The sequence below is a fragment of the Streptomyces sp. NPDC088147 genome (assembly GCF_044741565.1).
GTDB lineage: Bacteria > Actinomycetota > Actinomycetes > Streptomycetales > Streptomycetaceae > Streptomyces.
Genome location: NZ_JBIUSY010000011.1, coordinates 234,473 through 252,552, shown reverse-complemented (window position 1 = coordinate 252,552; position 18,080 = coordinate 234,473). Strand labels below are relative to the sequence as shown.

12 protein-coding genes are annotated in these 18,080 nt (G+C 71.3%); 4 read left to right on the top strand and 8 right to left on the bottom strand.

All coding sequences use genetic code 11. The features are described 5' to 3' along the window. Positions 1 to 92 precede the first annotated feature (92 nt). From ACIOGX_RS33935 to ACIOGX_RS33925, 3 genes are read left to right on the top strand one after another with little or no spacing between them, the layout of a single operon-like run. The gene (locus tag ACIOGX_RS33935; RefSeq protein ID WP_401918517.1) at positions 93 to 1,505 is read left to right on the top strand and encodes a hypothetical protein; all 1,413 of its coding nucleotides are present in this window, start codon (positions 93 to 95) and stop codon (positions 1,503 to 1,505) included. A gap of 57 nt (positions 1,506 to 1,562) precedes the next feature. Continuing rightward, the gene (locus tag ACIOGX_RS33930) at positions 1,563 to 2,045 is read left to right on the top strand and encodes an Lrp/AsnC family transcriptional regulator (RefSeq protein WP_356516356.1); all 483 of its coding nucleotides are present in this window, start codon (positions 1,563 to 1,565) and stop codon (positions 2,043 to 2,045) included. Between the two features lie 25 nt (positions 2,046 to 2,070). Next, on the top strand, positions 2,071 to 2,760 hold the full coding sequence (locus ACIOGX_RS33925) for an HAD family hydrolase (RefSeq protein ID WP_401918514.1): 690 nt from the start codon (positions 2,071 to 2,073) through the stop codon (positions 2,758 to 2,760). A gap of 40 nt (positions 2,761 to 2,800) precedes the next feature. On the opposite strand, the gene ACIOGX_RS33920 is transcribed toward ACIOGX_RS33925, so the two are convergent. Together ACIOGX_RS33920 and ACIOGX_RS33915 are read right to left on the bottom strand one after the other, a co-directional pair. Continuing rightward, complete coding sequence (locus ACIOGX_RS33920; RefSeq protein WP_383972124.1) at positions 2,801 to 3,598, bottom strand: ArsR/SmtB family transcription factor; 798 nt, start codon at positions 3,596 to 3,598, stop codon at positions 2,801 to 2,803. A gap of 1,456 nt (positions 3,599 to 5,054) precedes the next feature. Then, complete coding sequence (locus ACIOGX_RS33915) at positions 5,055 to 5,951, bottom strand: SDR family oxidoreductase (RefSeq protein ID WP_401918512.1); 897 nt, start codon at positions 5,949 to 5,951, stop codon at positions 5,055 to 5,057. 89 nt (positions 5,952 to 6,040) lie between these two features. Here ACIOGX_RS33915 and ACIOGX_RS33910 point away from each other — a divergent pair, with 89 nt between their 5' ends. Further along, on the top strand, positions 6,041 to 6,646 hold the full coding sequence (locus tag ACIOGX_RS33910; RefSeq protein ID WP_401918510.1) for a TetR family transcriptional regulator: 606 nt from the start codon (positions 6,041 to 6,043) through the stop codon (positions 6,644 to 6,646). 104 nt (positions 6,647 to 6,750) lie between these two features. Here the strand turns inward: ACIOGX_RS33910 and trpC are convergent, their stop codons facing one another. The 6 genes from trpC to ACIOGX_RS33880 form a co-directional block, all read right to left on the bottom strand. Next, complete coding sequence (trpC, locus tag ACIOGX_RS33905; protein WP_356516345.1) at positions 6,751 to 7,557, bottom strand: indole-3-glycerol phosphate synthase TrpC; 807 nt, start codon at positions 7,555 to 7,557, stop codon at positions 6,751 to 6,753. A gap of 78 nt (positions 7,558 to 7,635) precedes the next feature. Then, positions 7,636 to 8,139 (bottom strand): YbaK/EbsC family protein, encoded by a 504-nt coding sequence (locus tag ACIOGX_RS33900; RefSeq protein ID WP_356516343.1) that lies wholly within the window; start codon positions 8,137 to 8,139, stop codon positions 7,636 to 7,638. Then, positions 8,136 to 9,281, bottom strand: a complete 1,146-nt coding sequence (locus ACIOGX_RS33895) for a branched-chain amino acid aminotransferase (RefSeq protein ID WP_401918507.1) — start codon at positions 9,279 to 9,281, stop codon at positions 8,136 to 8,138. The genes ACIOGX_RS33900 and ACIOGX_RS33895 overlap by 4 nt, the downstream gene beginning before the upstream one ends. A gap of 66 nt (positions 9,282 to 9,347) precedes the next feature. Continuing rightward, a complete protein-coding gene (locus ACIOGX_RS33890; protein ID WP_129771656.1) occupies positions 9,348 to 9,722 on the bottom strand; it encodes a nuclear transport factor 2 family protein in 375 nt (124 codons plus the stop codon). A gap of 60 nt (positions 9,723 to 9,782) precedes the next feature. Continuing rightward, positions 9,783 to 9,992: an MbtH family protein gene (locus ACIOGX_RS33885; protein WP_129771655.1), complete on the bottom strand. Its 210-nt coding sequence runs from the start codon at positions 9,990 to 9,992 to the stop codon at positions 9,783 to 9,785. 41 nt (positions 9,993 to 10,033) lie between these two features. Beyond that, positions 10,034 to 18,040: an amino acid adenylation domain-containing protein gene (locus ACIOGX_RS33880; RefSeq protein ID WP_401918505.1), complete on the bottom strand. Its 8,007-nt coding sequence runs from the start codon at positions 18,038 to 18,040 to the stop codon at positions 10,034 to 10,036. Between the last annotated feature and the right edge of the window lie 40 nt (positions 18,041 to 18,080).

Here is an 18,080-nt window from a genome sequence, read left to right as displayed (position 1 = left end):
GACGTGTCAGTTATCGCCGTCCGCGAGGTTTCACCCGGGGCGTGTACTGCCAGAGATCAGGTGACTACTTACCGTAGAGACGAGGAACAGTGTTGGCCCGGAACAAGGACGACGGCTCCCACACCCTGCTGAGCATGCTGCACAACTCGCTGACCGACACACGCAGGGAGCTGCGGGCGGCCCTCGCCGAAGGGTTCGACCGGCTCCGCATGGCGGGCGACGAGGCGCACCGGGCCACCCAGGAGGCCATCGCCTCCGGGCTGAACGAGCTGCGCACGGAGCTCCGGGAGACGAAGGAGGACCTGGCGCGCGGCAGGGACGAGCTGGGGCAGACCGTCGAAACCGCCGTGGAGATCCTTCAGGACGAGGTCCAGCAGCTGAAGGAGGCCGTCGAGGGACTCCGCCCCGGGTCCGCCGGTCACCCGTCCCTGCCGTTCGGGACGGCCGGCGAACCCCTGTTTCCGCCCGGGATGACGGTGCCCGGCGTGACCGGCATGCCCGGGGTCCCCGGTGTGCACAGCAGCGTTCCCGGTATGCCGGGCATCGCCGGTATGCCCAGCGTTCCCAGCCAGCGTGAGGAGGACGACGCGCGGACCGTACGCTCGGGGCCGCCCGACCCGTCGGCACCGGCCGAGCACTCGCCCGAGCCCTCCCCCGATCCTTCGCAGCCGCCCGAGCACTCGACACTGTCCGAGCCCTCGGCGCTCAACCGGGGCCTCCCGGCGGACGGGGCCTGGCCAGGGCTGACGGAGCGGGTGACGCCGTCGCTCCTGGACGCGCTGCGCCTGGAGTTCAACCCGCTGCTCGAGCACCTCGAAGAGGCCCGCGGCGAGCTGGCGGCGGTCCGCGCGGACATCACCGCGCTGACCTCCCGCATGGACGACGCGGAGGGGGGCCTGCGCACGCCCGGGGAGTCCGCGCGACAGGCTCCGCCCGTGACCCCCGTGACCGCCATGCTCCCCGTAAGCCCCATGCTCCCTGTGAGCCCCGTAAGCCCCGTACGCTGCGTGACCCCCATGACCGAGGAGCACGGTGAGCTGCTGAAACGCGCTGCCCGGGTGTCGTCGGCGTCCCTGGTCTGCCACCGCGACACGTGGGAGTTCATCACCGGCCAGGCGGGCCGGCACTCCCACTTCCGGATGCCTCCGCGGATCACCGACCGGGGCGATGACCGGATCGCCGCCGCGCTCTCCGGGCGCTCGCTGATCGCCGTTCTGATCTCCCTGTTCACCACCCGGCACACCACGGACGCGGGTGACGGCGACTGGGCGCTGGCCACCACTCTGTACGAACGCATCGGCGCCGGTCTGGACGCGCTCGCCCACGCGGGCACCACCGTCACCATCACACTGGACGACCGTGCTCCCGGCGCCGGGAGCGGAGACGCGGACAGTGACGGCGACAGCGCCGCCGACGTCGGCGGCGAGGCGCCCGAGAGGATCAGCCTGCCGTCGCCCGCGTCGCCCGAGGGCCCGGGGCTGATGGCTCAGGCCGGTCCCACATAATGGGGCCATTGGTACAGGCACGGGCCGTACCCACGGACGGCAGGAGGCAGGCGGACGATGGCGGTGGACGCGCTCGACACCCGCATCCTGCGGCTCCTCATCGAACGGCCGCGTACCAGCGTGCGGGAGTACGCGCGCATCCTGGGGATCGCCCGGGGAACGCTCCAGGCCCGGCTCGACCGACTGGAGCGCGAGGGCGTGATCACCGGCACCGGGCCGTTCCTCTCCCCGGCCGCCCTCGGCCATCCGGTGCTCGCCTTCGTCCATATCGAGGTGACGCAGGGACATCTGGACGAGGTCGGTGACGCACTGGCCGAGGTCCCCGAGATCGTCGAGGCTTTCTCGATCACGGGCGCCGGGGATCTGCTCACCCGGGTCGTGGCCCGCGACAACGGCCATTTGGAGGATGTGGTCCAGCGTCTGATCCAGCTGCCGGGTGTGGTCCGTACGCGTACGGAGATGGCGCTGCGCGAGCGCGTGCCGCACCGGCTGCTGCCACTGGTCGAGTCGGTGGGCCGGGCCGTCGGTGAGCGACGCTGACGGAAGGCTTGGCATGCTGGACCGTATGAGCACTTCCCCAACGCTTGCGGTCATCTTCGATCTCGACGGAACACTCGTCGACAGCGAGCCCCACTACTACGAGGCCGGACGGCTGCTCCTGGCTCAGTACGGTGTGTCCGACTTCAGCTGGGAGCACCACAGCCGGTTCATCGGGATCAGCACCCGCGAGACGCTGGAGGCGCTGCGCGGGGAGTACGGGATCGACGCGCCGCTGGACACCCTGCTCGCCGAGAAGAACCGGCTGTATCTGGAGCGGGTGCGCGCGTCGGCGGAGACGTTCCCGCAGATGCGGAAGCTGGTGGAACGGCTGCACACCGAGGGCGTGCCCATGGCCGTGGCGTCCGGATCGTCCGGGGCGGCCATCGAACTGGCGCTCGCCGTCACCGGGCTCGACGGGTATTTCGCCACGACCGTCTCGGCCGAGGAGGTCGCGCACGGCAAGCCGGAGCCGGATGTCTTCCTGGAGGCGGCACGCCGGCTGGGAGCCGACCCCGCCCACTGCGTGGTACTTGAGGACGCGGCGCCCGGTGTGATGGCCGCGCGGGCCGCGGGGATGCGGTGTGTCGCGGTCCCCTACGCCGCCGCGCCCGGCGCACCGCTCGATCCGGCGTTCGGTACGGCGGGGCTGCTCTTCCCGGCAGGGCAGAGCGAGTTCACGGCGCAGGCCGCGTACGCGTGGATCGTCGGGGAGTGAAGCCCGCCGGCGCGCGAGCCCGGCATGGTGGGCGAGAGTGCTAGCTCCGGTCCACCATGTCCCCGTTGAGCAGCGCGACGCCGAGCGGGGTGATGGTGTGCTGCACCTTGTTGAACGTGCGCAGGGTGGTGATCAGCCCGGCCGTGCGCAGGACCGAGGTGTGCTGGCTGGCCGCGGCCGAGGAGATGCCCACGCTCTCGCCGACCTCGGTGGTGGTGCAGCTGCTGGTCACGGCCTCGAGGACCGATGCGCGCGTACGCCCCACCAGCGCGTGCAGCGCGTGTTCGGCGCCGCCCTTGGACTCCCACAGCGAGTCGGCCCATTCGGGGTTGGCCCGGGTGGGGTAGATCAACGTCACCGGGCGTCCGTCGGATCCGCCGCCCGAGAGCACCGGGGGCCGGCCCGCGAGGAAGAGTGAGGGCGCCAGCGCGAGGCCGCCCGACTCCAGCTTCAAGTCGTCCCCGTTTCCGGGGACTTCGAGGATCGGCGCGTCCCAGCGGATGGCCGGGTGGAGGGTGGAGAGCAGCTTGCCGACGCCGTCGCTCAGCATGATCTGACCGCGCGCGGTGCGGTCGGCGTGCAGCCGCTTGGAGATGGCCTTCCAGTACGGGGCTATCGCGATGCGGTGGAACTCCTCCAGATCCTGGACGACTTGAGGTCTCTCCCGGGAATCGGACGGCTCCGCGAGGCCGCCCTCCTCCGTGGCGCTACGCGCGTCAAGTCCCAGTCTTCGCACCACTTGATCGATGTCCGGGATGGGGCGGACCACTTGGGCGAGCCTCACCAGGGCGCGGATGTTGCCGGAGTTGCCCACCTTCTTGCGCCATGGCTTGAACACCGGTCCGCCGCCGCCCAGGCTCAGCTCTTCCAGGGCGAAGAGGGACTCGCGAACTTGATCAACCTGCGGAAGAACTCTGGTTTGCGACAGGCTCTCAGGCGTAAAATATATGCGACGCATACTCCCCCGCAGGATCCGTGCGCACTGTCGACCCGGCCTCGGATTCACCGGCGACGAGCCGCTCCCACCGTTTCCACTCGCAAGTGCATTCGACGTTACCACGAGTCGCCAAGGGCTATCGGAAACATTCGAAAGTACCGTTGGCCTCGATGACTTCCATAGTGCGTCCGCCCCATCACATCCGACAGGGGAGGCCGCACGCCTATGGAGGTACAGCTGGCTGCACCTGCCCAAGAGGGGTCAGCTGTAGGTGAAAGTGCGTCAACCCCGCCGTTTTCCAGGAGTTTAGCCGCAGTCCCGAGCCGCGCCCGACAAAGGGCGCCGAGCCGCCGGCCGCGTTCTCCCTATGCCGGAATGGGCGGGGTTCCAGAACATCTCCGGGAAATGTGGCCAGAATTCCGTAGTGGCCCGCGGGGACGCTTTAGCGAGGGCTAAAACTCCGCCGGGCGATCCGGCTGCGCCCCTTCCGTTTCCCTCGGCAACACGGCAGGTCGTACGTGAGCCGGGCGCCGCCGCCGGACCTACCCCATCCCCGCCTGTTCCACAACCGGCGACGCCCGGCCACGGCCCGGCCACAGCGGTCGACAGCATCGGCGAGGCGTCGCCGGAGGGTCTCCCGGGACGGCCGGGCGGCGAGCGTTTCCGCCACCAGAAAGGCGAGTTCGCGTGACTGCCGGCGTTCGGGTGACTGCCGGGCGGTTGACCGCCGCCGCACCCGGGCGATGCCCGCGCCGTCGGTCACGGTCTTCGCGGAGGACTTCACGGAGCACTTCACGGAGCACTTCACGGAGGAGTTCACCGAAGACTTCGGCGAGGTCTTCCTCATGAAGGCGAACGGACCGGTTGGTCGGTTCGGAAAGCGTCGCGGATACCGCTGTGCGCGAGACAGGGCGAACAAGAAGGAAAACGGCGGCTTGAATTCGATTCCGGCGCGGGGACTGCCGGACGAATGAGAACCGACCGGTGGAACACCGCGAGGCATCGCCGGCTCGGCGGAGTGGACCGGAGCGGACCGCACCGACCTTCCCCGATTGGTCCGGTCTGCGTACCGGGACCCCTGTTCATCGCGATACGGCCATGGCGGCAATCACGAATACGGACAACGGCCGATCGGATCATGAACAGGGGTCGCGGGCTAGTCCCTGTTTCCTTTTCACGCCGCCACCGATCACCTGCGTATTGGCCGCCCGGAACGCGATCGTGGCGGGCCCGGCCACACCGACCGCGGTGACGAACGGCGGCTTCGGCGCGGTTGTGCGGCCGGGGGACGGCCGCACAACCAGCGGCGCGAGGCGAGCACAGGGAGCAACGGGGCGCCCGCCGGGCGTGGCGCGCGTCAGGCGCGGAAGTAGGACCCGGCGTCGAGGTCCTGGAGGAGGCTCGGTCCGCTCGGGGCCCAGCCGAGGAGCTCCTGCGTGCGAGCGCTCGAGACGAGGATGTCCGAGGCGAAGAAGCGGCCGATCCAGCCGAAGTGCTTCTCCGCGTCCTGCGGTCCGATCGAGGCCACGGGTACGCCGAGTCCACGCCCGATGGCCTCCGCGATCTCCCGCGTGGGGACCCCCTCCTCGCTCACCACGTGCAGGAGCGTTCCCGCCGGGGCCTTCTCCAGCCCCAGGCGGGTGACCCGCGCGGCATCCGACCGGTGGACCGCCGGCCAGTGGTTCGCGCCGTCGCCGACGTAGCCCGCGACCCCTTTCTCCCGGGCGATCGCGACCAGGGCCGCGATGAAGCCGTGGTCTCCGTCGCCGTGCACGGTCGGGGCGAACCGGAGGCTCACGGTGTGCACGCCGCGGTCGACGTACTCCAGCGCGAGGTTCTCGCTGCCGCCCCGGAGGGACTCCGGGCCGTGGAACGGTGACCGGTCGTCCTCGGTCATCACCCGGCCCTGCGCCGCACCGGCGACGCCGGACGCCAGCAGGAACGGACGGCCCGATCCGGTCAGGACGTCCCCGATCGCCCGCACGGCGGCCCGTTCGGCCCGATCGGAGACGGCGGGGTTGTCGAAGTCGTGCTTGTTGGCGAGGTGGATGACGGCGTCGGCGGTCGCCGCGCCCTCCCGGATGCTGTCGAGGTCGTCGAGGTCGCCTCGGCGGACCTGGGCACCTTTGGCGTCGAGGGACGCGGCCGAGGTGTCGGAGCGGGCGAGCCCGGTCACCTTGTGGCCGGCGGCGAGCAGCTCGTCGACCGTGGCCGAACCGATCCACCCGGATGCTCCGGTGACGAAAACGTGCATGTGAAGGATCTCCTTCGCTGGTCAAGCCTGGTGGACGAAGCGAGCGATGTCAGTCACTGATGTCAGTCGCTGATGTCACTGTAACTCCGATGTCGGTCACTGTCATCACTAGAGTGGTGGCCATGGTGCGATGGGAGCCGGGCACGCGGGAGCGACTCCGGGCGGCGGCGATGGACCTCTACATCAGTCGCGGCTTCGGCGGCACGACCGCGGCCGATATCGCCCAGGCCGTCGGTCTCACGGAGCGCACGTTCTTCCGCCACTTCGCCGACAAGCGTGAGGTGCTCTTCGACGGGCAGGAACTGCTGGAGCAGGCGTTCCTGGACGGGGTGGCCGCGGCCGCGCCGGACGCGTCACCGCTCCAGATGGTCCGGTCCGCTCTGTCGGCCGCCGCGAATGTCTTCCCGGCCGAGCGCCGTGACCACTCCAGGCGGCGGCAGAGGATCATCTCCGCACATCCCGAGCTGCGGGAACGGGAGTTGCTGAAGCTGGCGCGGCTGGCCACGGCGATCGCCGCCGCCCTCCGAGCGCGGGGCGTTGCGGAGGCGACGGCCACGCTCGCGGCGGAATCCGGCGTGACCGTGTTCGGCGTGGCCTTCGGCATATGGATCACCGAAGGCGAGGAGCGGTCGTTCCTCGACGTCGAAAGCGAGGTGCTGGGAAAGCTCGTGGCGCTGGCCGCCGACGCGACGTGATCAGCGCGGCGGTGGATCGTGGCGGTGGATCACCGTAGCGATGGATCAACCGGGGGAACCGCCTGCCGACGTCGGCGCCGGCGCGGCGGTGATCACTACCGCCTTCAGGCCCTTGGCGCCCGTCCGGCACGGCCCGCCGCGCGCAGTGCCGCCAGCGCGGGACCGGGGCCCGCGGCGGTCACCAGTGCCTCGCCCACCAGCACGGCGTCCGCGCCGTGAGCCGCCGCCTCGGCCACGTCCTCGGGCCCCCGGATACCGGATTCCGCGATACGTACCACCCCCTCCGGGATGCGCGGGGCGAGCCGGGCGAACGTACCCCGGTCGATACGGAGGGTCTTGAGATCCCTGGCGTTGACACCGATCACCTGCGCGCCGAGTGCCAGCGCGCGATCGGTCTCCTCCTCGTCGTGCACCTCCACCAGTGCGGTGAGCCCCAGTTCGCCCGCGAGCTTCAGCAGCGCGGCGAGTTCGTCCCGCGCGAGCGCGGCCACGATCAGCAGCGCCAGGTCCGCGCCGTGCGCCCTGGTCTCCCACAGCTGGTACGGCGTGACCACGAAGTCCTTGCGCAGTACGGGGATCCGTACCCCGGCGCGGACCGCGTCCAGGTCGGCGAGCGAGCCATGGAAGCGACGGCCCTCCGTCAGGACGCTGACCGCCGCCGCGCCGCCGCGTTCGTACTCCCCCGCCAGCGCCGCCGGGTCGGTGATGGCGGCGAGCGCGCCCCTGGACGGGCTGGCCCGTTTCACCTCGGCGATGACCCGCACGCCCGTGCCGCCGCGCAGCGCGGCGGCGGCGTCGAGGGCGGGCGCCCGCTTCAGCGCCCGCTCGCGCACCTCGCTTTCGGACACCCGCCGTTGGCGCTCGGCGACGTCTTCGCGTACTCCGCCGATGATCTCGTCGAGCACGGTCATGGGGTGTCGGGTCCTCTCACATTGATTCCCGCCGCCGTCCGGCCGGCCGGACGGACGGTGACGCGGTCACCGCGCGTGTCAGGTGGCGATCGGGACGATCTTGGGGTTGGCGAGGGCCAGATAGTCCTCGGAGGCGAGCGCCACCGACAGATCCAGCCTGGCCGCGTTGAAGTAGAGAGTCGGCTCGGCGAAGAGCGCGGGGTCGGCGAGCACGGTCAGTTCGTCATGGAACGAGAACGGGATGATGCTGCCGCTCACACAGCCGGTCAGGCTTTCCGCGAGGTCGCGCCGGGCGAGTTGGGCGTGCTGTCCGCCGCACTCCGCCGCGACCCGCGCCAGGTCCACCCGGCGGTCGCCGGGGATCACCGCGAGGAGGTGCCGCTCGGCGGGGGTGCCGCCGAGCACGGTGACGATCATGCATTTGGCCGCCGCCGTCAGTGCGTGACCGCGCAGCACGCTGGCGAGCGCGGTCCGGCCCTCGGGCGTGTGGGCCAGGAGTTCGTAGCGTGCGCCCGACTCCTCCAGCAGGTCCAGCAGACGCTGTGACGCGACGAGTTCGTCGCGGCCGGCGGTCTCGTTCATGTGGTCGCCGACTGTCTGGCCGGGGACACCGGCCGCATCCAGGCGTGGGGGTCGGGCAGTTCGCCGCGCTGGATACCGAACAGCGCGGCGGAGAGCCTGCCGGTGATCTCGCCGGCCGTGTTCGCTCCGGCGCCGTTGCCGCCTGCGCCCTCGCCGACGACGCCCGCGCCGATGGTCCAGGAGCCGTCCTTGGTGCTGACCTCGTTGACGGGGCTGATCCGGGCGGCGGTGCCGCACGCGAAGACCTCGGTGATCTCGCCGGAGGCGCAGTCGGCCCGCCACCGCTCCAGGCTCAGCGGGGCTTCGCTCACCGGCACGCCGAGGGTGGGTGCCAGTCGCAGCAGCGCGTCTCGGGTGACACCGGGCAGCAGGCTGCCCGTCAGCGGCGGGGTGACGAGCCGGGCCGAACCGCCGGATCCGTAGACGAAGAACAGATTCATGCCCCCCATCTCCTCGACCCAGCGGCGCTCCACCGGGTCGAGCCAGACGACCTGGTCGCATCCCCTGCTCAGGGCCTCCTCCTGGGCGAGCAGGCTTCCGGCGTAGTTGCCCGCGCATTTGGCGGCTCCGGTGCCGCCGGCGGCGGCCCGGGAGTACTCGTCGGTGACCCATACCCGTACCGGGCGCTGGGCAGGGCCGAAGTAGCCCTCGGTGATGAACGCGACCATCAGGAAGCGGTATTCACGGGCGGGGCGCAGGGCGAGGGTGCGCTCGCTCGCGAAGAGGAGGGGGCGCAGATAGAGGCTCATGCCGGGGTCGTCGGGTATCCACTCCTGGTCCTGGGCGACCAGGGCGTCCACCGCCGCGAGGAACAGTTCCTCGGGCGGCTCGGGCATCATGAGGCGACGGGCCGAGGCGCGCATCCGTACGGCGTGCGCGTCCGGCCGGAAGACCGCGACCTCGCCGGTGTGCGAACGGAATGCCTTGAGTCCCTCGAAGACGACCTGGCCGTAGTGCAGACCGACCGTGGCGGGGTCCAGGAGCAGCGGACCGTACGGCACCAACTCGGCGTCGTGCCAGCCCTGTTCAGAGGTCCATCGGGCGGAGACCATGTGCTCGGTGAAGGCGGTGCCGAAGGCGGGGGCGGCGCAGCGCTCCGCGCGCTCCCGCGCCGTCAGTGGTCGGGCTACTGGTGTGGACACGATATGCACTCCGGCCTCCTGTGGCGGTTCGTGCGATCGGGGTGTGGCGTGGTGGGGCGGGGTGGGTCATACGAGTGGGGCGAAGAAGTAGGTGTCCCTGCGGCTGAACCGCCGCTCGCCGTCGAGCAGGAAGAAGTCGGCGAATTCCAGCTGGACTTGGCGGCCGTCCTTGAGGACGCCCTCGAAGACACCGTTGACCGCGACCTGGTCGCCCCGTGCGACGACCGTGGCGACGGTGTGCCGGCCGCTCTCGATCACCCGCTCCCCCGTGTAGAAGGCGGTCAGGCCGGTGTGACCACGCATGGGCTCGTAACCCGGCCGCCGGTAGACGGCGTCCTCGGTGAAGAGCGAGACGAGTCCGAGGACGTCGTCCGCGTCCACCAGCCGGTAGTACTCACGTACCCGGGCCACATTGGCCTCGGTGGGAGAGCTCTCGGTCATCTGCTGTCCTCCGTCCGGTGTGTGCGGCATGTGCGGGATCCATGGGCCGTACGGGTCACGTCACGCGCCCATGGCCTCGATCAGCGACTTGGGCCGCATGTCGGTCCAGTTGGTCTCCACGAAGTCGAGGCACTCCTGCCGCCGCCGCGGGCCGAAGACGACTTCCCAGCCCTTGGGCACGTCGGCGAAGGTGGGCCACACCGAGTGCTGGCCCTCCATATTGACGAGTACGAGATAGAAAGCCTCATTGTTCTCGAACGGTACCGACATTTCCGTGTTCCCTCTCATTCGGATACGAACGCGCGGGGGGGTCAGCCGAGGAGCGCGCGCAATTCGCGCAGGAATTCCCCGGAGAGCTCCGCGATGGTCTTTTCGTGATGCGTCACGCTGGAATAGCGGATGGCGAGCCGGAACCGGCCGCCGATGACGACGCCCGTGATGTCGAGCAGATGGGGCCGCTCGGCGTGGTCGCTCTGCTGGGCGACGGCCGGCAGTACGGCGCGTACCGGACCGCCCTCCGCGGCGCCCGGGGCGTCGTCGAACCGGCCGAGGTAGTTGAAGACCACCTGGGGCGTGGGCGCGGCGAGCAGCGCGGGCTCCCGCTGGAGGTAACGCAGGGCGCCGTACCCCAGTCCCTGCCCGGGGACGGCACGCAACCGCCGGCCCACGAGCTTCACACGCGCCCTCGGCGGCTGATCCCCGGGGACGCTCAGACGGACCGGATGGATGCTGGTGAACCAGCCGACCGTACGGGACAGATCGAGGTCGTCGAACAGCTCACCGCGGCCATGGCCTTCGAGGTCGACGGTGACGCCTTCGCCACCCGCCCATCCGGAAAGGCTCGCGCCGAGCGCGGTGAGCAGAATGTCCTCCGTACGGACACGGAATGCGGCGGGCGCCGTGCGCAGGAGCGCCTCGGTCTCCGACTCGTCCAGTTCGACGGTGAATTCCGCTTCCGTGCCGACCGTATTCGGTCCCGGCCCGTCCAGGGGAAGAGGAGTGGATTCGTGTTCCAGCACCTCTTTCCAGTAGGGGAGTTCGGCTGCGAACGCGCCGTCCCTGGTGTGCGCGGACAAGCGCGCGGCCCACTGCGCGAAGGACGTACGGACCGGTGCGACCGTGATCGGCTCGCCGTCGCGTGCCTGCCGGTAGGCGGAGTGGATGTCCGCGAGCAGGACGCGCAGCGACACCGCGTCGGTCACCAAGTGGTGGGCGACCAGCAGCAGTCGGGGCGCGCTGCCCGCGCCGCCGTCGAAGAGGATGGCGCGCGCCACCGGTCCTTCGGTGAGGTCCAGCGATGCCTGGGCCTCGGCCGCCGCCCGGTCCATGACCTCTGCCAGCTCCCGCGGGGTGACACCGAAGATGTCCCGTCGGGCGACGGGGACCGGCTGTGACGCCGGGACGATGTGCTGGGTACGTTCGGCGCCGGTGCCGGTGAAGCGGGTCCGCAGGGCCTCATGGCGCGCCATGACGGCGGTGACGGCCCGGATCAGCGCGTCGTGATCGGTGTCCGGCGCCAGCTCCAGCTGGACGGACATGTTGTAGTGGTGCGGGTCGGTGGGGTACGTCTCGAAGAAGCGGCGTTGTACGGGGGTGAGCGGCAGCGGCCCCGCCACCGTCGCGGTCTGTGGTGCCGGTCCGTCGCCCAACCCGTCGCCCGGTCCGTGCGCCGTGCTGTCGGCCAGCTCCGCCAGCGCGCGGACCGTCGCGGCGCGGAAGATGTCCTTCGAGGTGAGCGGTACTCCCGCGGCGCGTGTGCGCGCCACCAGCTGGATGCTGAGGATCGAGTCACCGCCGAGATGGAAGAAGTTGTCGTCCAGGCCCACGTCCTCGACACCGAGCAGGTCGGCGAAGATCCCGGCGAGCAGCACTTCGGTGTCGGTGACCGGCCGTGCGTCGGGATCTCCGGCCGTGGCGGCCGGCTCCGGCGCGGGGAGCGCCTTGCGGTCGACCTTGCCGTTGGCCGTCAGGGGCAGTTCACCGAGTACGACGAGCGCGGCGGGGATCATGTAGTCGGGCAGGGTCAGGCCCGCGTGCCGGCGCAGCGCGTCGGTGTCGAGCGCGGGGACATCCGTGGCGGGGGCAACGGCGCCGGTCGTCACGGTCCGGTCCGGGCGGGGCGTGACGTAGCCGACCAGCCGCAGTCCGCCCGGCCCCTCGGCGGCCACCACACACGCCTGTCCCACGCCGGGTCCGGCGGCCAGCACGGCCTCCACCTCGCCCAGTTCGATGCGCAGCCCGCGGATCTTCACCTGGTGGTCGGTGCGGCCGAGATACTCGACGGTGCCCCGGCCGGTCCAGCGCACCAGGTCGCCGGTCCGGTACATCCGCGCGCCCGGCGCGCCGTACGGGTCCGCCACGAAGCGCTCCGCCGTCAGCCCCGGCCGCCCCAGATACCCACGGGCCAGCTGCTCACCCGCGAGATACAGCTCACCCGGCACCCCCACGGGCACCGGCCGCAGCAGCCCGTCCAGGATGTGCAGCCGGGTGTTCCAGACCGGGCCGCCGATCCCGTGCCGTACGCCGGGCCGTATGTCCTCGGTGGTCGCCCAGATGGTGACCTCGGTCGGACCGTAGAGGTTGGTGACGCTCGCGGCGGAACCGGCGAGCCGCTCCGCGAGATCCGGCGGCAGCGCCTCGCCGCCGACGAGTACCCGCAGGCTCTTGACCGCGTCGGGCTGTACGGCGAGCAGCATCCGCCACAGCGACGGGGTGGCCTGCATGATGCCCGCCCCGGAGTCTTCGAGGATCCCGGCCAGCCGGTCGGGGTCGCTCACGGCGTCCTGTTCCGCGACGATCACCCGCGCGCCGGCGAGCAGCGGGAGGTAGATCTCCAGTGCCGCGATGTCGAAGCTGATGGTGGTGACGGAGAGCAGCTGGTCGTCGGCCGTGAGCGGGAATCGGTCGGCCATGCAGGCGAGGAAGGTGGCCAGCGCCGCGTGCGGGATCACCACGCCCTTGGGCCGTCCCGTGGAGCCTGAGGTGTAGATGACGTACGCCGGGTGGTGGGCGGCGTGCCTGCGTACCGGATCGACCGCCTCGTGGGCGGCGGGGTCGTAACCGTCGCCGTCGGCCGGCTGGTCGAGGAGCAGCAGGGGGCTCTTGCTGTCCGCGACGCGATCGCGGGTGGCGGTGTCGGTCAGTACGCGGACCGGCTCCGCGTCCCGCAGTGTGTACGCGAGCCGGTCGGCGGGGTGGCCGGGGTCGAGCGGCAGATACGCGCCGCCCGTCTTGAGGACCGCGAGCAGCGCGACGACGAGGGTGGCGGAGCGGGGCAGCGCGAGCGCGACCACGTCCTCGGGTCCGACGCCCTGCGCGATCAGATGGTGCGCGAGCCGGTTGGCGCGCTCGTTCAGTTCGGCGTAGGTGAGGGTTCCGGAGTCGCTGACGACGGCCGGCGCGTCGGGGGTACGTGCCGCCTGCCGCTGGAAGAGATCGATGACGGTGGCGTCCGGCAACTGCCGCTCCGCGCCCGCGCGGTCCGCGTCGACGCGCGCCTGCTCGCCTTCGGTCAGCATGGCCAGTCCTGCCATCGGACGCTCGGAAGCGCCCGGCGCGGCCAGCGCCTCGGCGAGCGTGACGAGATGACCGGTCAGCCGCTCGATCGTGGACGCGTCGAACAGATCCGTGCTGTATTCGACCGAACCCCGCAGCTCCCCGCCCTCCTCCCAGTACGTGAACGTCAGATCGAAGAGCGAGAAATCACGGGAGAGCGGCTGCTCGGAGAGTTCCACCCCGTGCAGCCGCAGGGGCGCGGCGGGGGTGTTCTGGAAGGCGACCAGCGCCTGCACCAGGGGCGGACGGCTCAGATCGCGCTCGGTGACGACCGCGTCGACGACCCGGGAGAAGGGCGCGTCGCCGTGCGCGAACGCCTCCAGCACCGTCTCCCGTACGGAGCCCAGGTACTCCCCGAACGTGCGGAGTTCGTCCACGTCCGACCGCAGCACCAGGGTGTTGACGAAGAAGCCGATCAGCCCTTCGACCTCCGCCCGGTCGCGTCCGGAGCTGAGGGTGCCGAGCGCGATGTCCTTCCGGCCGGACCAGCGGGCGAGCAGGAGGGAGCTGAGCGCCGTGGTGGCCATGAAGAGCGACGCGCCATGCTGCTGGGCCGCACGTGTCAGTCCGTCGGTGGCGTGGGCGGAGAGCCGGAAGGTGTGCAGCGCGCCGGCGTAGCCGAGGACCGGTGGGCGGGGCCGGTCCGCGGGCAGTTCCAGCGGCTGCACCCCGGCCAGCTTCCGCTGCCAGAAGTCGAGTTGGGCATCGAGTTCGTGGGCGGAGAGCTGCTCGCGCTGCCATACGGCGTAGTCCGCGTACTGCACGGGGAGCGGGGGCAGGGCGCTGTGCCGCAGAAGGTGGGCGGCCTCGCGCGAGCCGGTTTCGAGTGCCGCGTTGTAGAGCGCGCCGAGCTCGCGCGAGACGACGCCCATCGACCAGCCGTCCGTGACGATGTGATGGATCGTCACGGCGAGCGCGTGGTCGTCGGGTGCCGCGCGGACCAGTAGGGCGCGCAGCAACGGACCGTTCCGCAGGTCCATCGGCAGGGCGAACTGGGCCGCCAGAGTCGTCCGGAGTTCCCGTTCGCGTTCGTCCGGGTCGGTCGCGGTGGGTTCGGTGACCGGGACCGGGACCTCGTAGGGATCGCCGATCAGCTGTACGGCGCGGCCGTCGACCGCGTCGAAGGTGGTACGGAGCGATTCGTGCCGTATCACCAGGGCCGAGAGCGCGGCCGAGAGCGCGGAGATGTCCAGCGGGCCGGTGAGCCGCAGCACTCCGCCCGCGTTGTAGGCCGGGTTGCCGGACTCGAACTCGTCGAGGAACCAGAGGCGTTGCTGGGCGAAGGAGAGGGGCAGCGTCCGGTCGCGGCCGGCCGGGGCGATCCGCGCGGTGTGTCCGGCGGCCCGGCCCTCCGCGACCCGCTCGGCGAACTCCGCGATGGTCGGCCGGTCGAAGAGCGCGCGGGCGGACAGCTCGATCCCGAAGGTCTTCCGTACCCGGGAGATCACCTGGATGCTGAGGATCGAATTGCCGCCCAGTTCGAAGAAGTTGTCGAGGACGCCGATGTCGTCGAGGCGGAGCACCTGCATCCAGATGCCTGCCAGCGCCTCTTCCAGGGCGTTGCGCGGGGCGACGCGCTCGGCGGTCGAGGCGAAGAGCGAGGGGTCCGGGGCGGGCAGCGCCCTGCGGTCGACCTTGCCGTTGATGGTCAGCGGCAGTGTGTCGAGGACGACGACGGCGGCGGGGACCATGTAGTCGGGCAGCGCGCGGGCCGCGTACTCCCTGAGGGCCGCGGCTTCGAGCCCGGGGCCGTCCGCGTGGGACGTGGGGACGTCCACTTGGGACGCGGGGCCTACCGCGTGGGGCTCGGTACCGTCCACGTGGGGCACGGGTTCGTCCGGGGCGTCCGCGCTCACCGAGCCGCCCGGCCGCGCGGTGACGTACCCCACCAGCCGCAGTCCGCCGGGGGCCTCGGCCGCGATCACACACGCCTGCCCGACACCGGGCGCCGCGGCCAGCACGGCTTCCACCTCGCCCAGTTCGACGCGGTGCGCGCGTATCTTGACCTGGTCGTCGGTACGGCCCTGGTACTCCAGGGCCCCGTCGGCCGTACGGCGCACCAGGTCGCCCGTACGGTACATCCGTCCGCCCGGCGCGCCGTACGGGTCCGCCACGAAGCGGTCCGCCGTCAGCCCCGGCCGCCCCAGATATCCACGGGCCAGCTGCTCACCCGCGAGATACAGCTCACCCGGCACCCCCACGGGCACCGGCCGCAGCAGCCCGTCCAGGACGTAGCCGCGCATGTTCCAGGAGGGTCTGCCGATCAGGACCGCGCCCGCCGGGTCGGCGTCGTCCGGGGCCACGGTGTGTACGACGCAGCCGACCGTGGCTTCGGTCGGCCCGTACTCGTTGACGACGCTCGCGCCGCGGTGTCGCGCCCGCCAGGGGGCGAGTGCCTCGCCGAGCAGCTGCTCGCCGCCCACCACCAGATCGCCCCGTGCGAGCACCTCGTCGGGCAGCGACTCCAGCAGCGGCAGATGGCTGGGGGTGGCCTTGATGAAGGTGGGCGCGGGCCGGCCGTCGGCCCACAGGTCCGGGTCGATGTCCTCCAGCGCGCTGACGTAGACCGTGCCGCCGACGGCGAGCGGTGCGAACAGGGTGGTGACGGTCAGATCGAAGGAGACCGAGGAGTGCAGTATCGCGCCGCCCCGGATGCCGGGGTACGAACCCTCGCACCAGCGCAGGTAGTTGGTCAGTCCGCTGTGCGGTACGACGACTCCCTTGGGACGGCCGGTGGAGCCCGAGGTGTAGATGACGTACGCGGCGTTCGCCGGTCGCAGCGGGGCGCGCCGGTCCGCGTCGGTGAGGTCGGCGGCCGACCGCGCCGCGAGCGCTTCACGGGTGGCGGGCAGATCGAGCACCAGGTGCGTGGTGCCGGGGCCCGGACGTACGGGAAGACCGTCCGCGCGCTGGGTGATCACCTGTACGGGGCGCGCGTCGGCGAGCAGCGCCGCGACGCGTTCCGCCGGGTAGTCGGGGTCGACCGGCAGATACGCCGCGCCCGCCTTGAGCACCGCGTACAGCGTCACCATCAGGTCGGCGGAGCGTGGCAGGGAGACCGCGACCACGTCCTCGGAGCCGACGCCCCGGGCGGCCAGCTCATGCGCGAGCCGGTTGGCGCGCTCGTTGAGCTGGGCGTAGGTGAGGGTTCCGGAGTCGCTGACGACGGCCGGCGCGTCGGGGGTGCGGGCCGCCTGCCGCTGGAACAGTTCGACCGCGTTGGTGTCCGGCAACCGCCGCTCCGCACCGGACCGGTCGGCGGCGATCCGTGCGAGTTCGCCCTCCGCCAGCATGGCCAGACCGGCCATCGGACGTTCCGAGCCGCCCGGCGCGGCCAGCGCCTCGGCGAGCGTGACGAGATGACCGGTCAGCCGCTCGATCGTGGACGCGTCGAACAGATCCGTGCTGTATTCGACCGAACCCCGCAGCTCACCGCCCTCCTCCCAATACGTGAACGTCAGATCGAAGAGCGAGAAATCACGGGGCAGCGGCTCCTCGGCCAGCTCCACGCCGTCCAGCCGCAGGGGCGCGGAGGGAGCGTTCTGGAGCGCGACCATCGCCTGTACCAGGGGCGGACGGCTCAGGTCCCGCTCGGTGACGAGGGCGTCCACGACCTGCTCGAACGGTGCCTCGCCGTGCGCGAACGCCTCCAGCACCGTCTCCCGTACGGAGTCCAGGAACTCTCCGAACGTGCGGAGTTCGTCCACGTCCGACCGCAGCACCAGGGTGTTGACGAAGAAGCCGACGATCGGCTCCACCTCTCCCCGGTCGCGTCCGGAGACAGGGGTGCCGACGGCGATGTCTTGGCGGCCGGAGTGGCGGGACAGCAGCAGCTGGCTGAGCGCGGTCACGGCCATGAACAGGGTCGCGCCGCGCCCGCGCGCGAGGGCGGTCAGCTGCTCGGTGAGCCCGGCGGGGAACCGGAAGGAGTGTGCGGCGCCCGCGTATCCGCGTACGGCGGGGCGTGGCCGGTCGGTGGCGGTGTCCAGTGGTGTCAGCGCCGCCAGTTTCCGTCGCCAGTAGTCGAGTTGACGGTCCAGCTCGCCGCCGGTGAGCCGCTCGCGCTGCCAGACGACGAAGTCCGCGTAGGCCAGGGGCAGTGGGGTCAGCCCGGCGCGCTCCAGCAGGGCGGCGGTTTCACGCGGCCCCGGCAGCAGGGCGGCGGCGTAGAGCGCGCTCAGCTCGCGCTCCAGGATGCCCATCGACCAGCCGTCCGTGACGATGTGATGCATCGTCAGCACCAGGATGTGGGTGGTGTCGTCCAGCTTCACCAGGAGCGCGCGGAGCAGCGGTCCCGTACGCAGATCGAAGGGGCGCGTCACCTCGGCCCTGAGCAGGCTCCTGACGATCAGGTCCCGCTCGGCCCCGGGGGCGGGCGGCACCTCGGTGACGGGCACCGGCACCGCGAAGGGTTCACCGACGAGCTGTACGCCCTGTCCGTCCACCGCGTCGAAGGTGGTGCGCAGCGATTCGTGCCGCACCACCAGCGCCGAGAGCCCGGCGGCCAGCGCGGGGACGTCCAGGTCGCCGGTGACCCGCAGCGCCGCGCAGGAGTTGTACTCCGCGCTGCCCGGCTCGAACTCGTCCAGGAACCAGAGCCGTTGCTGGGCGAACGACAGCGGCAGGTCGCGGTCGCGGCGGGCCGGGGTGATCCGGCCGGGCCGGGCCTTCCCGTCGTCGCCGCCGGCCAGCCGTGAGCGCATCCTGTCCCGTACGTGCTCGGGCAGGGACTGAATCCAGCTCTCGCGTGATGCCGCGTCCATGCGTCTCTCTCCTCTACGGGTGCCACGAGGTCGTACGGGT